The following is a 17,129-nucleotide window of genomic DNA, read 5'->3' on the forward strand; positions in this document are numbered from 1 at the left end:
ATCTATCCTTCTGGCTGACAGTTCAGTTCGAGCTTGGTGGCGAAGATCTTGCTCATGTCGGTGCCTGTCGGATCGTTGAAGAAGGCATCGGTCAAGGTCTTCTGGTTTTCCTTGATGGCTTCGTCCGGGTCGGGACGGACGACCTTGCTGGTGCAGTTCGACGGCAGGCCGGCGACCGTGATGTTGGAATCCTCGGTGAAGTCGATCGCCGTGTAGAAGGTCGGATCGTAGACGCCGATGTCGATCTTGCCGGTCAGTTTGATCGGCACCTTGGGCTCGGATTCGAACAGGATGATGAGCTGGTCGTTATCGAAATTGGCCATCAGGTGCGGCGGCGGGGTCATTGCCACATCCTTGCCGTCCTGGGTGACGAGCTGGAAATAGTTGAACTCGGCCAGCGAGGCATGGACGGTGTCGGCGACATCCTTCAGCTCCTTGTCGTCAAGCTTAAGGTCGGAGTTCTTGTCGAACTCCATCATCACCGTACTGGAAAACAGCTCGTCGAAGCGCCAGAGATGACGCAGCGCTTTCACACTTTGGTGATCCGGGGACAGGATCACGTCGAGGCGGGCCTCGGCGAAGACATGCGGGTGCACCTCGGCCGGTCCCGTCGCGGCAAAGGTCGCCGCCATGGCCGAAGCCAGCATGATTGCGTGCCGTTTCAGGTGCATTCCAGATCGCGATTCCATCGGCCTCTGAGGAGTTGTCGAGAGTTGTCAAAAAGCGGGCGAAATTGGGACACGGGAGCCTCTTCACCCAAAAGTGCGCCGGGGTTACCGGCGCCGCCGGGCGTATGGGAGACGGCGCGCCTTGCGGTCAGGCCGATCAAGCGCTCTCGCGCGTCCTGAACCACTGCACCAGGAAGTCGACGAAAACGCGTACCTTGGCCGGCAGATAACGGCGATGCGGATAGACGGCGAAGATGCCGCCGCCCGCCAGGATGCGGTCGTCCAGGACCGCGACCAACTGGCCACTCTTGAGGTCGGGCGCGGCGATGAAATCGGGCAGGATGCAGAACCCCAGCCCGGACAAGGCAGCGGCACGCGCCGCCATCGGGCTGTTGACCTCGATCGGGCCCGACACGGCGATGCTCACCGGATCGCCATTGTCGCCCTTGAACGGCCAATTGTTCAGGCCGCGGCCATTGGTGTCGACGATGCACGGCATGTGGCCGAGATCCTGTGGTCGCGTCGGCATGCCGTGTCTGGCGATCAGCTCGGGAGAGCCGCAGAGCTTGATCGAAAACGGCGCCAGCCGCCTGGCGATCAGCGACGAGTTCTCCAGTCGCGAGATGCGCACGGCGAGGTCGAAGCCTTCCTCGACCAGGTCGACGAACCGGTCGTCGAGCTGGATGTCGAGCACGATCTCGGGATATTGCTTGGCGAAGTCGATCAGCGACTGGCCGATCGGCGCGTCGGCGAAGGTGCGCGGCGCCGACAGCTTGATGCGGCCGCGCACGTCGCCGGAGGATTCGCGCACGGCGTCGGCCAGGCTATCGACCTCGCGTACGATCTCCGAGGCGCGCCGGTAATAGGTGTGGCCGGCCTCGGTCATCGAGAACTGGCGCGTGGTGCGGTTCAAAAGCAGCGCGCCGAGCTCGTCCTCCAGCTCGCGCACATATTTCGACAGCAGCGCCTTGGAGCGGCCGATCTTGCGCGCCGCCGCCGAAAAGCCCTCGGCCTCGACGACATCGATGAAGGCACGCATGCGGGTCAGTGTGTCCATGATCAGGTCTTTCGTGCGGCGGTCAAAGCGTGTCGCGTCGAAACGGATCCATGCGGCGCGCCTTGAGTTTTGGTCGATGCATGTCGTTGTCGCAAAACCGGAGTCACTTTTGCGCGACACGCTTTAGAAGTTTCCGGCCGAGCCGTATCAGGGCAATGTCGCTGCCGGAAGGGCCAAGCAGCGACAGGCCGAAGGGAGCGCCCGCGACCAGGCCGATTGGCAAGGTGATCTGGGGAAAGCCGGACAGGCCGGCCAGGCACAAGAGATGCAAGGCGCGTTCGCGATAGGCCTGGAACTGCTCCGGCGTCGAGTCGACATAAGGCGCCGGGCCGGGCACCGTCGGCAGGATCAGGAAACCGTCCTTGCCGAGGAGCGCGTTCAGTTCGCCGCGGAACGTCAGCCGGCGCACCTTCTCGGCCTGCGCCGTCCGCTCATCGACGGCACGGCCAAAGCCGAAGCGCTCCTCGACACCGGGGCCAAGCTCACGCTCGCCGCTGGTGATCCATGCACCATGTGCCGCCCAGGCCTCCCTGGCCTGCAGCCGGCGAAAGCACCAGTAGAGTTCATCGGGGGAAGAGCTGAAGCGCGCCGTCGGCGTTGCCGGCGCGCCGAAAACCGCGGCCGCCAGCGCCTTCATTTCCGCATATTCGGCGAGCGCCGGGCGGGCGACCATTTCGTCCAGCCAGCCGAGCGACAGCGGGCGGTCCAGGGAATGCTGGTGCGGATCGCGGCCGAGCAGCAGCTTGCCGACGGTCTCGTAGGTTTCGATGTCGTCGGCGAACCAGCCGAACGTGTCGAAGCTCGGCGCCAGCGGCATGGTGGCGTCGAGGGAAATGCGGCCATGCGTGGTGCGCAGGCCGATCAGCCCGCAGAAACTCGCCGGCGCACGAATCGAGCCGCCCGTGTCGGAGCCGGTGGCGATGTCGGCCAGCCTGCCCGCCACCGCCGTGGCCGACCCCGAGGACGAGCCGCCGGTGACGCGGTCGGGCGCGGCGGGGTTCACCGGAAACGGAAAATGCGCGTTCTGGCCGAACAGGGCGAAGGCGAGTTCGTCGGTCTGGGTCTTGCCGACGAAACGCGCGCCCGCGTCGAGAATCATCTGTACAGCGGGCGCTGTGCGCGAAGCGGCGTGACCTGTGGCGAATTTCTGCAAATTGCCGCAACCGGTGCGGTAGCCGGCGACGTCGTAAATATCCTTCACCGCCAGCCGCAAGCCGGCCAGGGGCCCAAGTTCGGCATGCGCCACCGGCATCTGGCGAAGATCGAGGAAGGCGTTGAAGGGGCCGTGCGTGCCTGTCATCGTTCGATATCCGGATACGGTTGCGCCAACATTGTTCGATGCCAGAAATTTTACAACCTGGGATACGATTTTTATTGATTGTGAAATCCTTCGCTCCTATATCGCGCTTGCCCAAAGTCGCACGTGCCTGTGGGTGTCCGCCGATCCTCGAATGGTGAGGGCAATCGGTAAGGTAACTGGAGCTAACCCCTCCAGTCGGTTTAGCGGCCAACCGCCAGACCGAGGACACCTTGAAGCAACGACGGTGCGGGCCTTTCTGGTTCTCTGCCGGTTGTCCAAAGACCGGGGTTACTGAAGAGGCACACCTTCATTGCCGGCAGTGCGGAACGGGGTTCTCCCAATCCAAGCCAAGGCAGACAAAGCGAACCGAAGCCGGGCAAGGCTAGGTTCATCGCCGCGAGACGGCGTTTCATGGTTCCGGGGTCTCCACCGGCTGGTTCCATGGAATTTTCGTCCCGCCTTTGTTTGACCGCGTGTTCGCGAGGCCGATGGCCCGCGTCCGCACCCTTGTGCGCGCTGTAAGGCGTGATGGAGAATCCCGATGGCTACCCAGCGCATCCTCGACTTCCTCGCCACCCGACGTCCGTCCGGCCCCTGCCTCGTCGTCGACCTCGATGTCGTGCGCGACAATTTCCGCGCCTTCGAGAAGGCTCTGCCCGATTCCAAGATCTACTATGCGGTGAAAGCAAATCCGGCGCCGGAAATCCTGCGCCTCCTTGCTGCGATGGGCTCGTCCTTCGACACCGCTTCCGTTGCCGAAGTCGAGATGGCGATGGACGCCGGTGCGCCGGCGGACCGCATCTCCTTCGGCAACACCATCAAGAAGGAGCGTGACATCGCACGCGCCTACCAGCTCGGCATCCGGCTGTTCGCGGTCGACTGCGTCGAGGAAGTCGAGAAGATCGCCCGCGTCGCTCCCGGCGCCCGCGTGTTCTGCCGTGTGCTGACCGATGGCGAAGGCGCCGAATGGCCGCTGTCGCGCAAGTTCGGCTGCGTGCCCGCGATGGCCGTCGACGTGCTTCGCCATGCCAAGGGCCTCGGCCTCGATGCCTATGGCGTGTCGTTCCATGTCGGTTCGCAGCAGACGGATCTCACCGCCTGGGACCGTGCGCTGGGCGACGCCAAGAAGGTGTTCGCGACGCTCGCCGACGAAGGCATCGTCTTGAAGATGGTCAATATGGGCGGCGGCTTTCCGACCCGCTATCTGAAGGACGTGCCGGTGGCGCAGGCCTACGGCCAGGCGATCTTTTCGGCGCTGCGCAAGCATTTCGGCAACGCGCTGCCCGAAACCATCATCGAGCCGGGCCGCGGCATGGTCGGCAATGCCGGCGTCATCAAGTCGGAAGTCGTGCTGATCTCGAAGAAGGCCGACAACGACAATGTGCGCTGGGTGTTTCTCGACATCGGCAAGTTCGGCGGCCTCGCCGAGACAATGGACGAAGCAATCCGCTATCCGCTGGTCACGCGCCATGACGGCTCGGAGACGGCACCTTGCGTGCTCGCCGGCCCGACCTGCGATTCGGCTGACGTGATGTACGAGAAGACGCCCTATCCGCTGCCTCTGTCGCTGACCATCGGCGACGAGGTGCTGATCGAAGGCACCGGCGCCTACACGACCACCTACTCGGCGGTCGCGTTCAACGGCTTCGAGCCTCTCCGATCCTACGTGATCTGACGGTTCTTTTTTTGGCGCATTTTCGGCCACTACTTCGCCTGAAAATGCGCTGAGAACCGGTCAGGTCATCCGGCGCGGGCGCTTGTCGTCCGCCCGGCTTCGCTTGTGGAACAGATCTCCGCTCGCCAGGGATTGCGGAAATGGAAATGTCAGTTGAAATCGTAGCTCATGCGCCGGCCTTCGCCATGGTCGCCGAGACCGTTGCCGACGTCGCGGCGCGCGAAGCCTTGCTCGATCGCGCCATGGGGCCGAAGCGCAAGACCAAGTCCTCGGAGAAGCTGCGGCGCGGCCGCAGGCCCTCGGAGGGCCTGGCCTTCGTCGCTCGCGATGCCACGGGCGGCGTGGCCGGCACCGTGCGCCTTTGGGACGTCACCCTGGGCGACGGCGGCCCGGCAGCGCTGCTGCTTGGCCCGCTTGCCGTCGACCCGTCGCTGAAGAGCGCCGGCATCGGTTCGGCGCTGATGCGCCATGCCATCGCGGAAGCCGCGCGGCTCGGCCATGCGGCAATCCTGCTGGTCGGCGACGAGCCTTACTACGGGCGCTTCGGCTTTTCGGCCGCCAGGACCGGTGGGCTCGCCATGCCGGGGCCTTACGAGCGGCACCGCCTGCTGGCGCTGGAGCTGGCGCAGGGCGCGCTCGACGGCGCCACGGGCACGCTGAAGGCGTCCGGCCGCAAGCTCAAGGGGCATGCGCCGACCCTGGCGGCTTGAGGCTCCAGGCGCGACCGCCATGCAAACAAACGCCGCCTGAAAAGGCGGCGTTTTTCGTTAGCTCGCAGCCGCTCGTGGGCCGCGCCTGTTCAACCGATCAACTGGCTGAGCGCCATGGCGACGGTCATGTCGCCTTCGACCTTTATCTTGCCGGTCATGAACGCCATGGTCGGGTTGAGGTCGCCCGCGATCAGCGAATCGAGATCGTCCAGCGACAGCTTGATAGTGCAGTCGGTGGGGGCGTCGGTGTTCGAGACATCGGCGCCGTCAATGACGATGACGCCGTCGCTGCCGGTGTCGAATTTCACGGAACGATCGAACCCGCTGCTGGCCACGCGCGACCTGATCTTCTCGGCAATCTCCTGAACGCTCACGCTGTTCTCCCTGTCTGATTCATCTCGTCTGGTTGCATCCGTCACGCGACGGCACTTCGGTCCAGCCGAAGTCGCTGCCGGCATCGCGGGCGATCATCGTCGCCGCCGCATATAGCTTTGGATTGACGTTTACGTCAACGCGAATTGCAGGAGTGAGCCCAACGCCGGCTGCTATCGAGGCCCCGGCATCGCCTGGCCGAAAGATGGTTCAGTGCGCGCTGACCGGCTTGGGCGTCTCGGGCGCGGGGGTGCTGGCATCCTGCCGCCGGCGCAGCCAGTTGTCGCGGATCTCGTCCTTGCTCAGGAAATTGACCTGGTCGACCAGGACTTCATGCACCAGGGTCGCGCCGACGCGGGTGTTGACGGTGTCGCGGATCGCGGCGCGAAAGGCGTCGAGGTCGATCGTCGCCTTCTTGGTGAAGTCGATCTGGGGATGGGTGTAGAGATAGCTGTAGACCTCGTCCGTAATCAGCGCTTCGGCGGGGATCGACAGCTTCTTTATCTGTTCGGGCTCGACGGTATAGACGAGCTTGGCCAGGAAGTAGCCGTCGATCCTGGAGTCGCGGATCAGCGGCACGGAGATGATGTCGGTCTTGACATAGTCCAGCCCGCCCAGCATCGGCTTGGGTTTCTCGCCGACGCCCCGGTCACTTGCTGCCTGGAAAGAATAGAATACCGCGCCGAGGGTGGCGGCGCAGATCCAGACCGCTATGGCGATGACCTTGATCATTCGAAATCCGAGCCCGGCATCGCCGCTCCCTAGCCTCTCAGCCTGCCGAATTCGCCGACGGAGTAAGTGCCGTCGGTTTCGGCGCGCTGGATGGCGCTGCGCAACAGGCTGGCGACCTCGTTGACGGCGCTCAGATGCGCCAGGATCGCCGCCTCGTTCCGGGCCAGTTTCTGGCGCAGCCGGGTCAGGCCCTCGCGGTGCTGTTCGAGAAACTCGGCTTCGCTGCCGCCCTTCATGGCGCGGGTCAGTTCGTAGAGATAGCGGCTCTTGCGGGCGTTGGACGCCTTGAGGTCATAGCCGGTGTCGGTGCGGATACCGGCGGTTTCTTCCTCGACCACCTCCTCGATGCGGCCGATGATGGCGGCAAGGTTCCCAGGTCGCGCGAAAGAGGTGGGTGCTTCCGGCCCTGTCGTGCGCGCGGGCAGCTTGGCTATGAATTCCGAAGAGTCGGCCATGGTGTTTCCCAGTCTAGATCTTGATGTCTGTTTTTGTTGTTATCTCATCGCCGGTCATCGACCTGGCGGCCTTGCGCTGCAATTCCTGGACCAGCGAGGTGGAGAGACGGGTCTGCTGATCGATCTCGGTCTTTTCCGGTCCATTCGAAACCGGGCCGATCGGCACCTTGCGCTTGCCGTCCATGTAGTGGTCGGCGAGCAGCGACTTGGCGATGCCGATGCCGCCGCGATCGGCCATGACGTCGGCGACGCGCTCGGCGAGCTGCGATTTCCACATGTCGCCGGCGAGACCGGTGCCATAGACGCCTTCGGTATCCTTGGGCAGCATGTTCTGGATGAAGGTCTGCAGGACCATCGCCTCGAACTTCTTGAACTTCTTGGCAGGATCGGTCGTGGCCGCGTGGTCGGCCGTGGCGCGCGACAGGATCGAGCCGGCTTCCACCGATGCCGTGGTGTCGACCGAGAACGCGCCGGCCGCACCGCCCGCACGCCTGGTCAGCGCCGCGCGGGCCGCCTCGATATCAGCCGGTTCCGCGGCTCGGGCGACATCCATCACGATGTCGCTGGGTGGAGAAATCGCCAAGAAAGTCCGCCTTTTGCCGGTTTTCCTCAAGCGACCATGCCTCAACAAGCTTGTGGCAGGCTTGCCGGTACGAATTCGTCCGTTCGTGCGGGGATACGCGGCAAAACCGCAAGGTTGACGGAAACTTGCCGCCAGGTGAATCCGTTACTCAGCCAAAGAGGTCGCCATGTGCCGGGCTATGTCGTGACGTTTGCAGCTTTGTTCGTCGGTGTGGGTATTTGCCTGTCGCTTGCCATGGCGGCGGCGTGGTTCATCGCCAGCCGGGACGGCAAATCGGGCTGGGTGGATGCGATCTGGTCGTTCGCGGTGGGCGCCGCCGGCATCGCCATGGCTCTTGTTCCATGGCCCGGCTGGCAGCAATCCGAGACGCGGCCGGTGATCGTGGCGCTGCTGGCTGCAATCTGGTCGATCAGGCTTGGCCTGCACATAGCAGTCAGGACACTACGCGGCGGTGACGATCCGCGCTACGCGCAACTGCGCGGTGAGTGGGGCAAGGATTTTCCACGCCGGCTGTTCTGGTTCCTTCAGATACAGGCGGGCGCTGCACTGCTGCTCGCCGTCTCCATCTTCGCGGCAGCCCGCAATCCGGCGCCGCAGCTTCGGATCGGCGATTGGCTTGGCATCGCTATCCTGGTGATCGCCATCCTTGGCGAAGGGCTGGCCGACCGCCAGCTTACCCGGTTTCGCGAAAATCCGGCCAACAAGGGGAAAGTCTGCGACGTCGGCCTTTGGGGGATTTCGCGCCATCCCAACTATTTCTTCGAGTGGTTCGGCTGGCTGGCCTATGTCGCCATCGCGCTGGATCCGACAAGCACCTACCCATGGGGCTGGATCGCCGTCTCCGGTCCGCTCTTCATGTACTGGCTTCTGGTTCATGTGTCCGGCATCCCGCCGCTCGAGGCGCACATGCTGAAATCGCGTGGCGAGGCGTTCCGTGCCTACCAGGCGCGCGTCAATGCGTTCTGGCCGGGGCCTTCCCGGCATGTCCCAGCGCAAATTTCGAAAGGCCGACCTTCGTGAACCTCATCGCATCCGCCATACGCACCGTCGAGCGCGCCCCTTTTCCCGATCCGGTGACCCGGACCGGGATCGGCTTTCTGGTGGGACGCACCCGGCGAAGCCTCGTGGAACGTCCCGCCACGCATGAGCAGGCTTTCGTTCATGCGATGGCCGGCCATCCGATCGCCGAGCACACGCAGGCAGCCAACGAGCAGCACTACGAACTGCCGCCGGCCTTCTTCGGGCTGGTGCTCGGGCCACGGCGCAAATATTCCTGCTGCCTTTACCGGCGCGGACATGAAAGCCTGGCGGAGGCCGAGTTGCTCGCACTGGAAGAGACTGTCGCCCATGCGGATCTCGCCGATGGCCAGGACATCCTCGAACTCGGCTGCGGCTGGGGTTCGCTGACGCTGTTCATGGCGGAGCGTTTTCCCGCCGCCAGGATTACTGCTGTCTCGAACTCGGCGCCTCAAAGGGCGCATATCGAGGCTGAGGCCCGGGCGAGGGGGCTCGCCAACATCCGTGTCATGACCGCCGACATGAACAATTTTCATCCGGGCGGCATGTTCGACCGTATCGTCTCGGTCGAGATGTTCGAGCACATGTCCAACTGGCAAAAGCTGCTCGAACGCGTGCAATCCTGGCTGGCGCCGCGGGGGCGCCTTTTCATCCATGTCTTCACGCACAAAAGCCGGTCTTACCGTTTCGATCACCGCGACAAGTCGGACTGGATTGCGCAACACTTCTTCACCGGCGGCATCATGCCGAGCCACAATCTGATCCGGCAGTTCCCGGGCCTGTTCGACGTCGAGCGGGAATGGCGATGGAATGGCAGCAACTACCAGCGCACCGCAAATCAGTGGCTCGCCAATATGGACGCCAACCTGGCCGAGATCGATCGGATCCTCGTTGAGGTCTATGGCAAGGACGCGTTGATCTGGCGCCGGCGCTGGCGTCTGTTTTTCCTCGCGACAGCAGGGCTCTTCGGCCATGCGAATGGCGAGGAATGGGGCGTCAGCCACTATCTGCTGCGCGCGGCCGGATAAGATTGGCAATGCCGGTTGGAACAGAAATGTCGCGCGCCTGGAACGCGGCGAAAGCCTATTTCGCGCATGACGACCCGCTCGTCGCCACCGCCAATCTGGTTGCCCTCGTCGTGTTGTGGAACCAGCCTTTCTATCCGCTCTATGTCTACTGGTCGGTCGGCCCCGACATTGCGCCCGCCTTCTACACATTCATCTCGACGCCGTTCTTCCTGGCGGTGCCGGCACTTGCGCGCGTCAACAGCCGTGCCGGACGTGCGTTGCTGCCCTTGGCCGGAATAGGCAACACGATGCTCAGCGCCAAGGTGTTCGGCGTGGCCTCCGGCGTGGAAGTTTTTCTGTTGCCCTGCATCCTGCTCTGCTTCGTGCTGTTCCGGCCGGGCGAGCGTGCGGTCTCGATCGTCATCGCGGCCATCGGCATGCTGGCCTTCACGGCCCTGCATGGACGCTACGGCGAGCCCGTTCATCTCTATTCGACCGAAGAGTATGCGGGCTTTCTGAAGATGAACGCCTTGAGCGCCGGGACACTGACGGCCTTCATCGGTCTTCTGGTGATGAACCTGATTGGCCGCCGGGCCGGAGGCTGAGGTCAATCAAGGCGTTCGCGACAGCCCGCTGGAGACGAGAAAGCCCGCCGTCGCGGCGATCGCGGTGAGTACGGTTCCCCAGCAGATGTCAGCCATGGTGACCGCGACCGGCCAGTTCTTCAGCGTCGCCTGGTTGGTCAGGTCGTAGGTGGCGTAGGCGCAGAGGCCGAACAGCGCGCCGTTCAAGGCGGCGGTCGTCCACGATCCACTCTGAAAGGCGGGCTGCACGGCGAAATAGACGGCACCGGCGATGTAGATGACGTAGAAAAGTACTGCCGCCTTGACGTTGAAATCGTCGAGCAGGATCGGGCCCAGCAGCGGCTTGTAGAGCCGGCTGCTCATCACCGTCAGCCAGACGGCGTCGATGCACAGGAACACAACCGCCGTCGTCAGATAGGCGATGCCGTAGGTCTTGATCATCTTCGCTCCGGAATTGGCGTTGGCCGTTGTCGCAGCAACGGTTTTCAGCGGCGATAGTTTCGGCCGGCCGAAACTCATCCGGCATATCGCCCGTAGCTCCATAAAACGGATGACAGGGCGCGTGATGAACCGAGTGGCAGTGGCGGCAAGTCTGATATTTTTTGTCTCGTTCCCGGGATCGGCATTTGCCGCATCGGCCCCTGACCCGAGCGGCACATGGAACCGTGGCGACGGCAATGCGAAGGTTCGGATCGCTCCCTGCGGTTCGAACATCTGCGCCACCAATGTCTGGATCAAGGACACCAGCGGCGGTGAAGCCGTCGGCGACAAGCTTGTGATGACGCTGAAACCGAAGTCCGCCGATACTCTCACCGGCAAGGCCTTCGATGCAAAGCGCTCGCTGACCTATGCGATCCAGCTCAAGGTGGCCGGCAAAAGCCTTGTCACGCGCGGCTGCATGGTTGGCGGACTGGTCTGCAAGTCGGTCAACTGGTCCCGTGCCCGCTGACGATGCGGCTCGACCGGTGCCCTTCACCTGACCACAGGAATATCCGGCACGGCAGAGTGAAACTCGCACCGGATCCCTGCGTATCTACAACGATACCTGGCGTCACCCGCGCCTTACAGCCATGATTTCCAACAAGGATTCTCGATGAACATCGTGCCCATCAGCCGTGGCCGCCCGCAAGGCAGGAAAAAAATCGCGGTCATCGGGTCAGGCATTTCCGGCGCCGCCGCTGCATGGGCCTTGCATTCGGGTGCGGACGTTACCCTTTATGAGGCTTCGGATCGTGCGGGCGGCCATACCGCGACCGTCGACATCGACTATGACGGCGCGCCGGTTTCGGTCGATACCGGCTTCATCGTCTACAACGAGTTGGCCTATCCGGATCTCACCGCGCTGTTTTCGCATCTCGGTGTCGCCACCCATGAGAGCGACATGGGCTTTTCGCTTTCGCTCGACGGCGGCAAGCTCGAATGGTGCGGCTCGACGCTACGCACCATATTCGCCCAGAAACGCAATTTCTTTTCGCCGGGCTTCCTGTGGATGCTGCGGGAAATCCTGCGTTTCAACAAGGCGTGCATCGCCGAGCGCGACAACGGCACGCTGGGTAATGTCACGATCGGCGACTATCTTCGCACCCGCGGTTTCTCGGCGGGCTTCCGCGACAATTATCTCATCCCGATGGCAGCGGCGATCTGGTCGACACCACGCGCCAAGATGCTGGATTATCCGGCCGCGAGCTTCATCAGTTTTTTCGAGAACCATCGGCTGATCGACAACGACACGCGGCCAGTGTGGCGAACGGTGAGCGGCGGTTCGCGCAACTATCTGCGAAAGCTGCTGGCGCCGCTGGGATCGAGGCTGCGGCTTTCGTCGCCCGTCAAGACGCTTGTCCGAGATGCGCTCGGCATCACGGTGTGGGCCGGTGATGCCGAGCCGGAACGTTTCGACAATGTCATCATTGCCAGCCACAGCGAGCAGGCGCTGGCCATGCTCGGCGACGCAACCAGCGTCGAAGAATCGATCCTGTCGGCCATACCCTATCGCCCCAACCGGGTCGTGCTTCACAGGGATCCGAGGCTGATGCCGAAGCGGCGGGCGGCGTGGGCGGCGTGGAATTATCTGCGCTGTTCCTGCGACGGCGCGGAACCCGAAGTGTCGGTCACCTACTGGATGAACCGGCTGCAAGGGATCGATGCGGCAAAGCCGTTGTTTGTCTCGCTCAATCCGGTTGTCGAGCCGCGCCCGGATCTGATCTTCGGCGAGTGGACGTTCGACCATCCGCAGTACGATGCCCGGGCCTTGTCGGCGCAAGCCCGCCTCGACGACATCCAGGGCGCGCGCGGCACTTACTTTGCCGGCGCTTGGACTGGCCACGGCTTTCATGAGGACGGCCTGCGCTCGGGCCTCAACGCGGCGATTTCGCTCGGCGCCAAAGTACCATGGCGCAAGGGCGAAGAGGCTTTTTCCGCCGCGTTCCTGGCAGCGGAATAGCGGCAAACCCCTGCAATGGAGCAACGCGTCACCACACTCGAACAGAACGGTCTGCCGCCGCAGGCAGCGGGCGTGCTCTATCCGGGCGAAGTCATGCATGCGCGGCTGAAGCCGTTCGGCCACCGCTTCGTCTATCGCGTATTCTGCGTGCTGGTCGACATAGACCGGCTTGCCGAACTCGGCCGCATGACATGGCTGCTGGGTGTCAATCGGCCCGGCCTGGCCTCATTTTATGAGAGCGACCATGTCGAAATCCCTGGCGAAACCTTGCGGGCCTTCGCCGACAGGCATCTCGCCAACGCCGGTCTTGGCGAGCCGGCCGCACGTGTGCTGCTGCTCGCCTATCCCCGCATACTGGGCTACGTCTTCAATCCGATATCCGTCTATTTCTGCTACGACGATGCCGGCGCGCTGGTCGCCCTGATTTACGCCGTGCGCAACACGTTCGGCGGCCGGCATATCTACGTGTCGCCGATCCGGCCGGGCGAGCTCGGCCCCGCGGGCGTGCGCCAGACACAAGCCAAGGTCTTCCACGTCTCTCCCTTCATCGGCATGGATGCGCGCTATTATTTTCGTATCCTGCCGCCCGGCAAGACGGTCAGGCTTCGCATCCATGAGACGGAAAATGGCGAACCGTTGCTGTCGGCGACCTTTGCCGGCAGCGCCCGTCAGCTTGCCACGCCGCAGCTCGGAGCGTGCCTGGCCAAATTTCCCCTTGTGACGCTGAAGATCATCGCCGGCATCCATTGGGAAGCATTGAAGCTCTGGCTGAAAGGCGCGCGCTTCCATCCGGGCCCTGTCATGCCCAAAGGGGCCGATGCACGGCCCGGCGCGGTCAAGGCGCTGGAGCCGGGCACCGTCAGCAAGTGAGGTGTGCGAAGCGCTATTCCTCCACCCGCTTCTGCGCGATCAAATCCAGCCTTTCGCGGTCGGAGCGTTCGCGTTCGTCGCGCTTGCGCACATCCTTGTAGGCGCGCTCGACCATGTTGGTGCGGGCGGTGGCGGCGGCAATCAGGCCGGCTTCCTGCCTGGCGCTTTCCAGGCTCGCTTCCTGGCGCACGACGGCCTGGGCGATACGGCGGTGATAGAGGTCGGGAAAGAGGCCGGAGAGGGAATTGTCCTGGTCGAAATGACCGATCAATTCACGGGCTTCGGTCTCGGCGGCGTTCGCGGCGGCCACGAAGGTGGCGTGGCGGGTTTCGTGCAGGGCTTTCAGCTGCTCCTGAACCTTGATCAGTTTCCTCAGGCGATCCTTGCGCGTGCTCATGTCACCTCGCCAGCGTCAGGTCGACGAAGCCGTCGACGAACAGCGACAGCATGGTGCCGACGGCGAAATAGAAGATCAGCATGCCGCCGGCGATGACGAAAGGCTGGGAGATGAAATAGATCGGGATCTGCGGCGTCAGCTTGTTGACGAAGCCGATCGTCAGATTGACGAGGATGGCATAGGCGACGAACGGACTGCCGAGGCGGATGACCAGGAAGAACGTGTCGGACACGGTGTCGGTGATGTCGACCAGGGCTGCCTGCGGATTGAAGAAGACGTTGATCGGCGCGACCGTGTAGGACGCCACCAGCGCGCGGACGATCTCGTGGTCGAAGTCGAAGACGAACAGCATCAACAGCGCCGAGAAGGAAATGATGGCGGCCAGCGCCGCCTGCGGCTCCGGTTCCTCGATCGCCGGTCCGCCGGAGCCGCCATAACCGATCAGCATGGCGATGGCCGCGCCCATGAAGCGAAGCGCTTCCATGTAGAGCCTGGTCATGGCGCCGATCAGCCCGCCGACCAGAAGCTCCGAGATGATCATCGGCACCAGGATCTGCGGGCGTGGATCGACGAAGGGAAAGATCTTGTCCCACAGGAAGGCGAGCAGGCCGCCGGTGGCCGCGACCGCCACGAACAGCCTGACCTGGACGGGCACGCGGGCGCTCGACAGGCCCGGCATCAGCATGAAGCAGGCGCCGATGCGGCAGAAGGCGAGGAACGCTGCGATGACGACCGCTTGCGACAGAACGCTCACGATATCGTCCCGAGCACCCTGATCTCGACGCCCTTGGCGATTTCGACATGGGAGAGCACCGGCAGCGTGGTGAACAGCCGCTCGATGATCATGCGCACATAAGGACGGGCATCGGGTGCGGTGACGAGGACGAAGCGCTCGCCGGCCTCGAGATGCTTCTTGATCGCCTTGGTGGCGTCCTGGCCGAACTCCTCGAGCTGGCGCGGATCGATGTCGAATTCGCGCACCTCGCCCTTGGCGTCGCGCTTGAGGCTCTGGTGGAAGGCAAGGTCCCAGCGGTTGCCGAGACGCAGCACCTTGAGCACGCCGCCTTCGGAGAGGTCGCCGCAGATCTGCTGAGCCATGCGGATGCGCACATGTTCGACGATCTGCTCGGTGCGGCGCACATGCGGCGCGATCTCGGCGATGGCCTCGATGATCAGATGCAGATTGCGGATCGAGACGCGCTCGGCCAGCAGCAGCTTCAGCACCGCCTGCAGGCCGGGGTAAGAGATGTGGGTGGTGCAGATCTCGTCGGCGAGCTTGCGGTATTCCTGGTCCTGGCGTTCGAGCAGCGCCTTCATGTCCTTGTAGGACAGGAGCTGGGGCAGGTTGTTGCGGATGACTTCCGAAAGATGGGTGAGCAGCACCGACATGTTGTCGGCGAAGGTGAAGTTCTCGCGCTTCAGATCCTCGGCGAAGGTCTCCATGACGGAATAGGCGCGCATGCCGAAGGCCGGCTCGCGGATTTCCTCGCCGGGGATATCGGGTATGTCGCGGTTGCCGAGCAGCACCATGATTTCGCCGACGCGCATCTGGTATTCGGCGACCACGGTGCCATGCACCTTGATCTGGTAGCTTTTCGGGGGGATGGCGAAATCGTCGGCGACACGCACTTCCGGTACGACGAAGCCGTATTGCTGGGCGAATTTCTTGCGCATCTTGGACATGCGGAAGACCAGTTCCTGATGCGAGACCAGCAGCCGGGTCGAAAGCTGCTTGCCGATCAGGAGTTCGATCTCGGCGGTGGCGAGCGAGGCTTTGACCGAATTCTTCTCCTCCTCGGCCTTTGTCGCCTTCTCCTGGTTCTTCAGCGCCTCGGCTTCGGCGACGGCGCGGTTGTGGCGCATCGGGATGACGTAGCCGAGACCGGCCATGCCGCCGGCCAGCGCGAAGAAGGGGAAGAAGGGCAGGCCGGGCATCAGGCCGAGCAGCACCAGCAGCGCCGCCGCCACGTAGAGTGCGCGTGGATGAGCGCCGAGCTGGCCGAACACCGCCTGGTTGGCCGAGCCGCGCGTGCCGCCCTTGGAAACCAGCAGGCCGGCCGCGAGCGAGACGATGAGTGCCGGGATCTGGGTGACGAGACCGTCGCCGACCGACAGTTTGATGAACACGTCGGCGGCTTCGCCCATGCCCATATTATGCCGGAGATAGCCGATGGCGATGCCGCCGACGATGTTGATGGCGGTGATGATGAGGCCGGCGATGGCGTCGCCGCGCACGAATTTCGACGCACCGTCCATCGAGCCGAAGAAGGAGGATTCCTCTTCGAGCTCGCGCCGGCGCAGCTGCGCGGTCTTGTCGTCGATCATGCCGGCCGAGAGATCGGCGTCGATCGACATCTGCTTGCCGGGGATGGCGTCGAGGGTGAAGCGCGCGCCGACCTCGGCGATACGGGTGGCGCCCTTGGTGATGACGATGAAATTCACCACGATCAGGATCATGAAGACGATCAGGCCGATGACGAAGTCCGAAGCCATGACCAGCTTGGAGAAACCGGCAATGACATAGCCTGCGGCGTGCGTGCCCTCATTGCCATGCGACAGGATCATGCGCGTGGTGGCGATGTTGAGCGACAGGCGCAGCATGGTGGCGATGAGCAGCACGGTCGGGAAAGACGAGAAATCGAGCGGCCGCTGGATCCACAGCGCCACCATCAGGATCAGCACCGAAAGCGCGATCGAGAAGGCGAGCCCGATGTCGATGAGGAAGGCCGGGATCGGCAGGAACAGCACGGCCAGGATGACGACAATGCCGAGCGCGAAGAAGATGTCGCGGCCGTTCTTGGCCACCGCGCCGGGCTGGATGCTTTCGCTGATCGCCATTCTCGTCCTCAAACCCATGGGCTGCCGAGCATGCGACAGCCTGGCGAGGGTAGCTGGTCAAGCTTGCGCGAGGGTGGGAGACTGGCAACACGGTTCTCTCGTGGAAGGACGATCCATGCTCCTGATCATCGGTACGATCCGCCTGCCGCCCGACAGGCTCGACCAGGCAAGGCCCGCGATGGAACGCATGGTCTCGGCCAGCCGCGCCGAACCCGGCTGCCTCGAATATTCCTATTCGCAGGATGTATTCGATCCCGGCTTGATCAGGGTCACGGAAGTGTGGAGCGACAAGGCCGCGCTCGATGCGCATTTTCGCGCGCCGCATCTTGCCGATTGGCGGGCGAGCTGGCCGGGGCTCGGCATCGGCGAGCGCAAGCTCGTGCTCTACGAGGCCGGTGAACCAATGCCGACCTGAGCGGTCCGG

The 17,129-nt window shown here is 63.6% G+C and carries 20 protein-coding genes; 9 read left to right on the forward strand and 11 right to left on the reverse strand.

What is annotated here, in order from left to right:
• Window positions 1–2 precede the first annotated feature (2 nt).
• The 3 genes from FJ967_RS17980 to FJ967_RS17990 form a co-directional block, all read right to left on the reverse strand.
• A complete protein-coding gene (locus tag FJ967_RS17980; protein ID WP_140733163.1) occupies window positions 3–671 on the reverse strand; it encodes a DUF1007 family protein in 669 nt (222 codons plus the stop codon).
• A 154-nt stretch (window positions 672–825) separates the two neighbouring features.
• Entirely contained in the window at window positions 826–1,725 is a 900-nt protein-coding gene (locus FJ967_RS17985; RefSeq protein ID WP_140733164.1) for a LysR family transcriptional regulator, read from the reverse strand.
• A 103-nt stretch (window positions 1,726–1,828) separates the two neighbouring features.
• Window positions 1,829–3,025 carry an amidase gene (locus FJ967_RS17990; RefSeq protein ID WP_140733165.1) on the reverse strand — a complete coding sequence of 399 codons (1,197 nt, stop codon included), beginning with the start codon at window positions 3,023–3,025 and terminating at the stop codon, window positions 1,829–1,831.
• Between the two features lie 541 nt (window positions 3,026–3,566).
• Here FJ967_RS17990 and odc2 point away from each other — a divergent pair.
• Window positions 3,567–4,700, forward strand: coding sequence for an ornithine/lysine decarboxylase (gene odc2, locus FJ967_RS17995; protein WP_140733166.1), 1,134 nt, complete (start codon window positions 3,567–3,569; stop codon window positions 4,698–4,700).
• A 140-nt stretch (window positions 4,701–4,840) separates the two neighbouring features.
• A complete protein-coding gene (locus FJ967_RS18000; RefSeq protein WP_140733167.1) occupies window positions 4,841–5,410 on the forward strand; it encodes an N-acetyltransferase in 570 nt (189 codons plus the stop codon).
• A gap of 89 nt (window positions 5,411–5,499) precedes the next feature.
• On the opposite strand, the gene FJ967_RS18005 is transcribed toward FJ967_RS18000, so the two are convergent.
• The 4 genes from FJ967_RS18005 to FJ967_RS18020 all read right to left on the reverse strand — a co-directional run bounded on the left by FJ967_RS18005 (window position 5,500) and on the right by FJ967_RS18020 (window position 7,522).
• A complete protein-coding gene (locus tag FJ967_RS18005) occupies window positions 5,500–5,784 on the reverse strand; it encodes an SCP2 sterol-binding domain-containing protein (protein WP_140733168.1) in 285 nt (94 codons plus the stop codon).
• A 208-nt stretch (window positions 5,785–5,992) separates the two neighbouring features.
• A complete protein-coding gene (locus FJ967_RS18010; protein WP_140733169.1) occupies window positions 5,993–6,514 on the reverse strand; it encodes a hypothetical protein in 522 nt (173 codons plus the stop codon).
• A gap of 29 nt (window positions 6,515–6,543) precedes the next feature.
• Window positions 6,544–6,969, reverse strand: coding sequence for a hypothetical protein (locus FJ967_RS18015; RefSeq protein WP_140733170.1), 426 nt, complete (start codon window positions 6,967–6,969; stop codon window positions 6,544–6,546).
• Between the two features lie 13 nt (window positions 6,970–6,982).
• Window positions 6,983–7,522: a rod-binding protein gene (locus FJ967_RS18020; protein ID WP_140733244.1), complete on the reverse strand. Its 540-nt coding sequence runs from the start codon at window positions 7,520–7,522 to the stop codon at window positions 6,983–6,985.
• Between the two features lie 264 nt (window positions 7,523–7,786).
• Between FJ967_RS18020 and FJ967_RS18025 the strand changes: the two genes are divergently transcribed.
• The 3 genes from FJ967_RS18025 to FJ967_RS18035 are packed head-to-tail and all read left to right on the forward strand — an operon-like array spanning window position 7,787 to window position 10,181.
• On the forward strand, window positions 7,787–8,572 hold the full coding sequence (locus tag FJ967_RS18025) for a DUF1295 domain-containing protein (protein WP_140733245.1): 786 nt from the start codon (window positions 7,787–7,789) through the stop codon (window positions 8,570–8,572).
• Window positions 8,569–9,597, forward strand: coding sequence for a cyclopropane-fatty-acyl-phospholipid synthase family protein (locus tag FJ967_RS18030; RefSeq protein WP_140733171.1), 1,029 nt, complete (start codon window positions 8,569–8,571; stop codon window positions 9,595–9,597). Before FJ967_RS18025 ends, FJ967_RS18030 begins: the two co-directional genes overlap by 4 nt.
• 8 nt (window positions 9,598–9,605) lie before the next feature.
• Window positions 9,606–10,181, forward strand: a complete 576-nt coding sequence (locus FJ967_RS18035) for a hypothetical protein (protein ID WP_246675298.1) — start codon at window positions 9,606–9,608, stop codon at window positions 10,179–10,181.
• A 6-nt stretch (window positions 10,182–10,187) separates the two neighbouring features.
• Here FJ967_RS18035 and FJ967_RS18040 read toward each other — a convergent pair whose 3' ends face one another.
• Window positions 10,188–10,598: a DUF2177 family protein gene (locus tag FJ967_RS18040; RefSeq protein WP_181175974.1), complete on the reverse strand. Its 411-nt coding sequence runs from the start codon at window positions 10,596–10,598 to the stop codon at window positions 10,188–10,190.
• A 127-nt stretch (window positions 10,599–10,725) separates the two neighbouring features.
• Between FJ967_RS18040 and FJ967_RS18045 the strand changes: the two genes are divergently transcribed.
• The 3 genes from FJ967_RS18045 to FJ967_RS18055 all read left to right on the forward strand — a co-directional run bounded on the left by FJ967_RS18045 (window position 10,726) and on the right by FJ967_RS18055 (window position 13,470).
• Window positions 10,726–11,109: a DUF2147 domain-containing protein gene (locus FJ967_RS18045; protein WP_140733173.1), complete on the forward strand. Its 384-nt coding sequence runs from the start codon at window positions 10,726–10,728 to the stop codon at window positions 11,107–11,109.
• A 144-nt stretch (window positions 11,110–11,253) separates the two neighbouring features.
• Complete coding sequence (locus tag FJ967_RS18050; protein WP_140733174.1) at window positions 11,254–12,600, forward strand: FAD-dependent oxidoreductase; 1,347 nt, start codon at window positions 11,254–11,256, stop codon at window positions 12,598–12,600.
• A 15-nt stretch (window positions 12,601–12,615) separates the two neighbouring features.
• Window positions 12,616–13,470, forward strand: a complete 855-nt coding sequence (locus tag FJ967_RS18055) for a DUF1365 domain-containing protein (RefSeq protein ID WP_140733175.1) — start codon at window positions 12,616–12,618, stop codon at window positions 13,468–13,470.
• Between the two features lie 13 nt (window positions 13,471–13,483).
• On the opposite strand, the gene FJ967_RS18060 is transcribed toward FJ967_RS18055, so the two are convergent.
• The 3 genes from FJ967_RS18060 to flhA are packed head-to-tail and all read right to left on the reverse strand — an operon-like array spanning window position 13,484 to window position 16,705.
• Window positions 13,484–13,867, reverse strand: a complete 384-nt coding sequence (locus tag FJ967_RS18060) for a hypothetical protein (protein ID WP_140733176.1) — start codon at window positions 13,865–13,867, stop codon at window positions 13,484–13,486.
• Between the two features lies 1 nt (window position 13,868).
• Window positions 13,869–14,621, reverse strand: a complete 753-nt coding sequence (gene fliR / locus FJ967_RS18065; protein WP_140733177.1) for a flagellar biosynthetic protein FliR — start codon at window positions 14,619–14,621, stop codon at window positions 13,869–13,871.
• A complete protein-coding gene (gene flhA, locus FJ967_RS18070) occupies window positions 14,618–16,705 on the reverse strand; it encodes a flagellar biosynthesis protein FlhA (protein ID WP_140733178.1) in 2,088 nt (695 codons plus the stop codon). The genes fliR and flhA overlap by 4 nt, the downstream gene beginning before the upstream one ends.
• A 115-nt stretch (window positions 16,706–16,820) precedes the next feature.
• On the opposite strand from flhA, the gene FJ967_RS18075 reads away from it, so the two are divergent.
• Window positions 16,821–17,120 (forward strand): putative quinol monooxygenase, encoded by a 300-nt coding sequence (locus FJ967_RS18075; protein WP_140733179.1) that lies wholly within the window; start codon window positions 16,821–16,823, stop codon window positions 17,118–17,120.
• Window positions 17,121–17,129: the final 9 nt, after the last annotated feature.

The organism is Mesorhizobium sp. B2-3-4, assembly GCF_006442315.1.
Classification (GTDB): Bacteria; Pseudomonadota; Alphaproteobacteria; order Rhizobiales; family Rhizobiaceae; genus Mesorhizobium.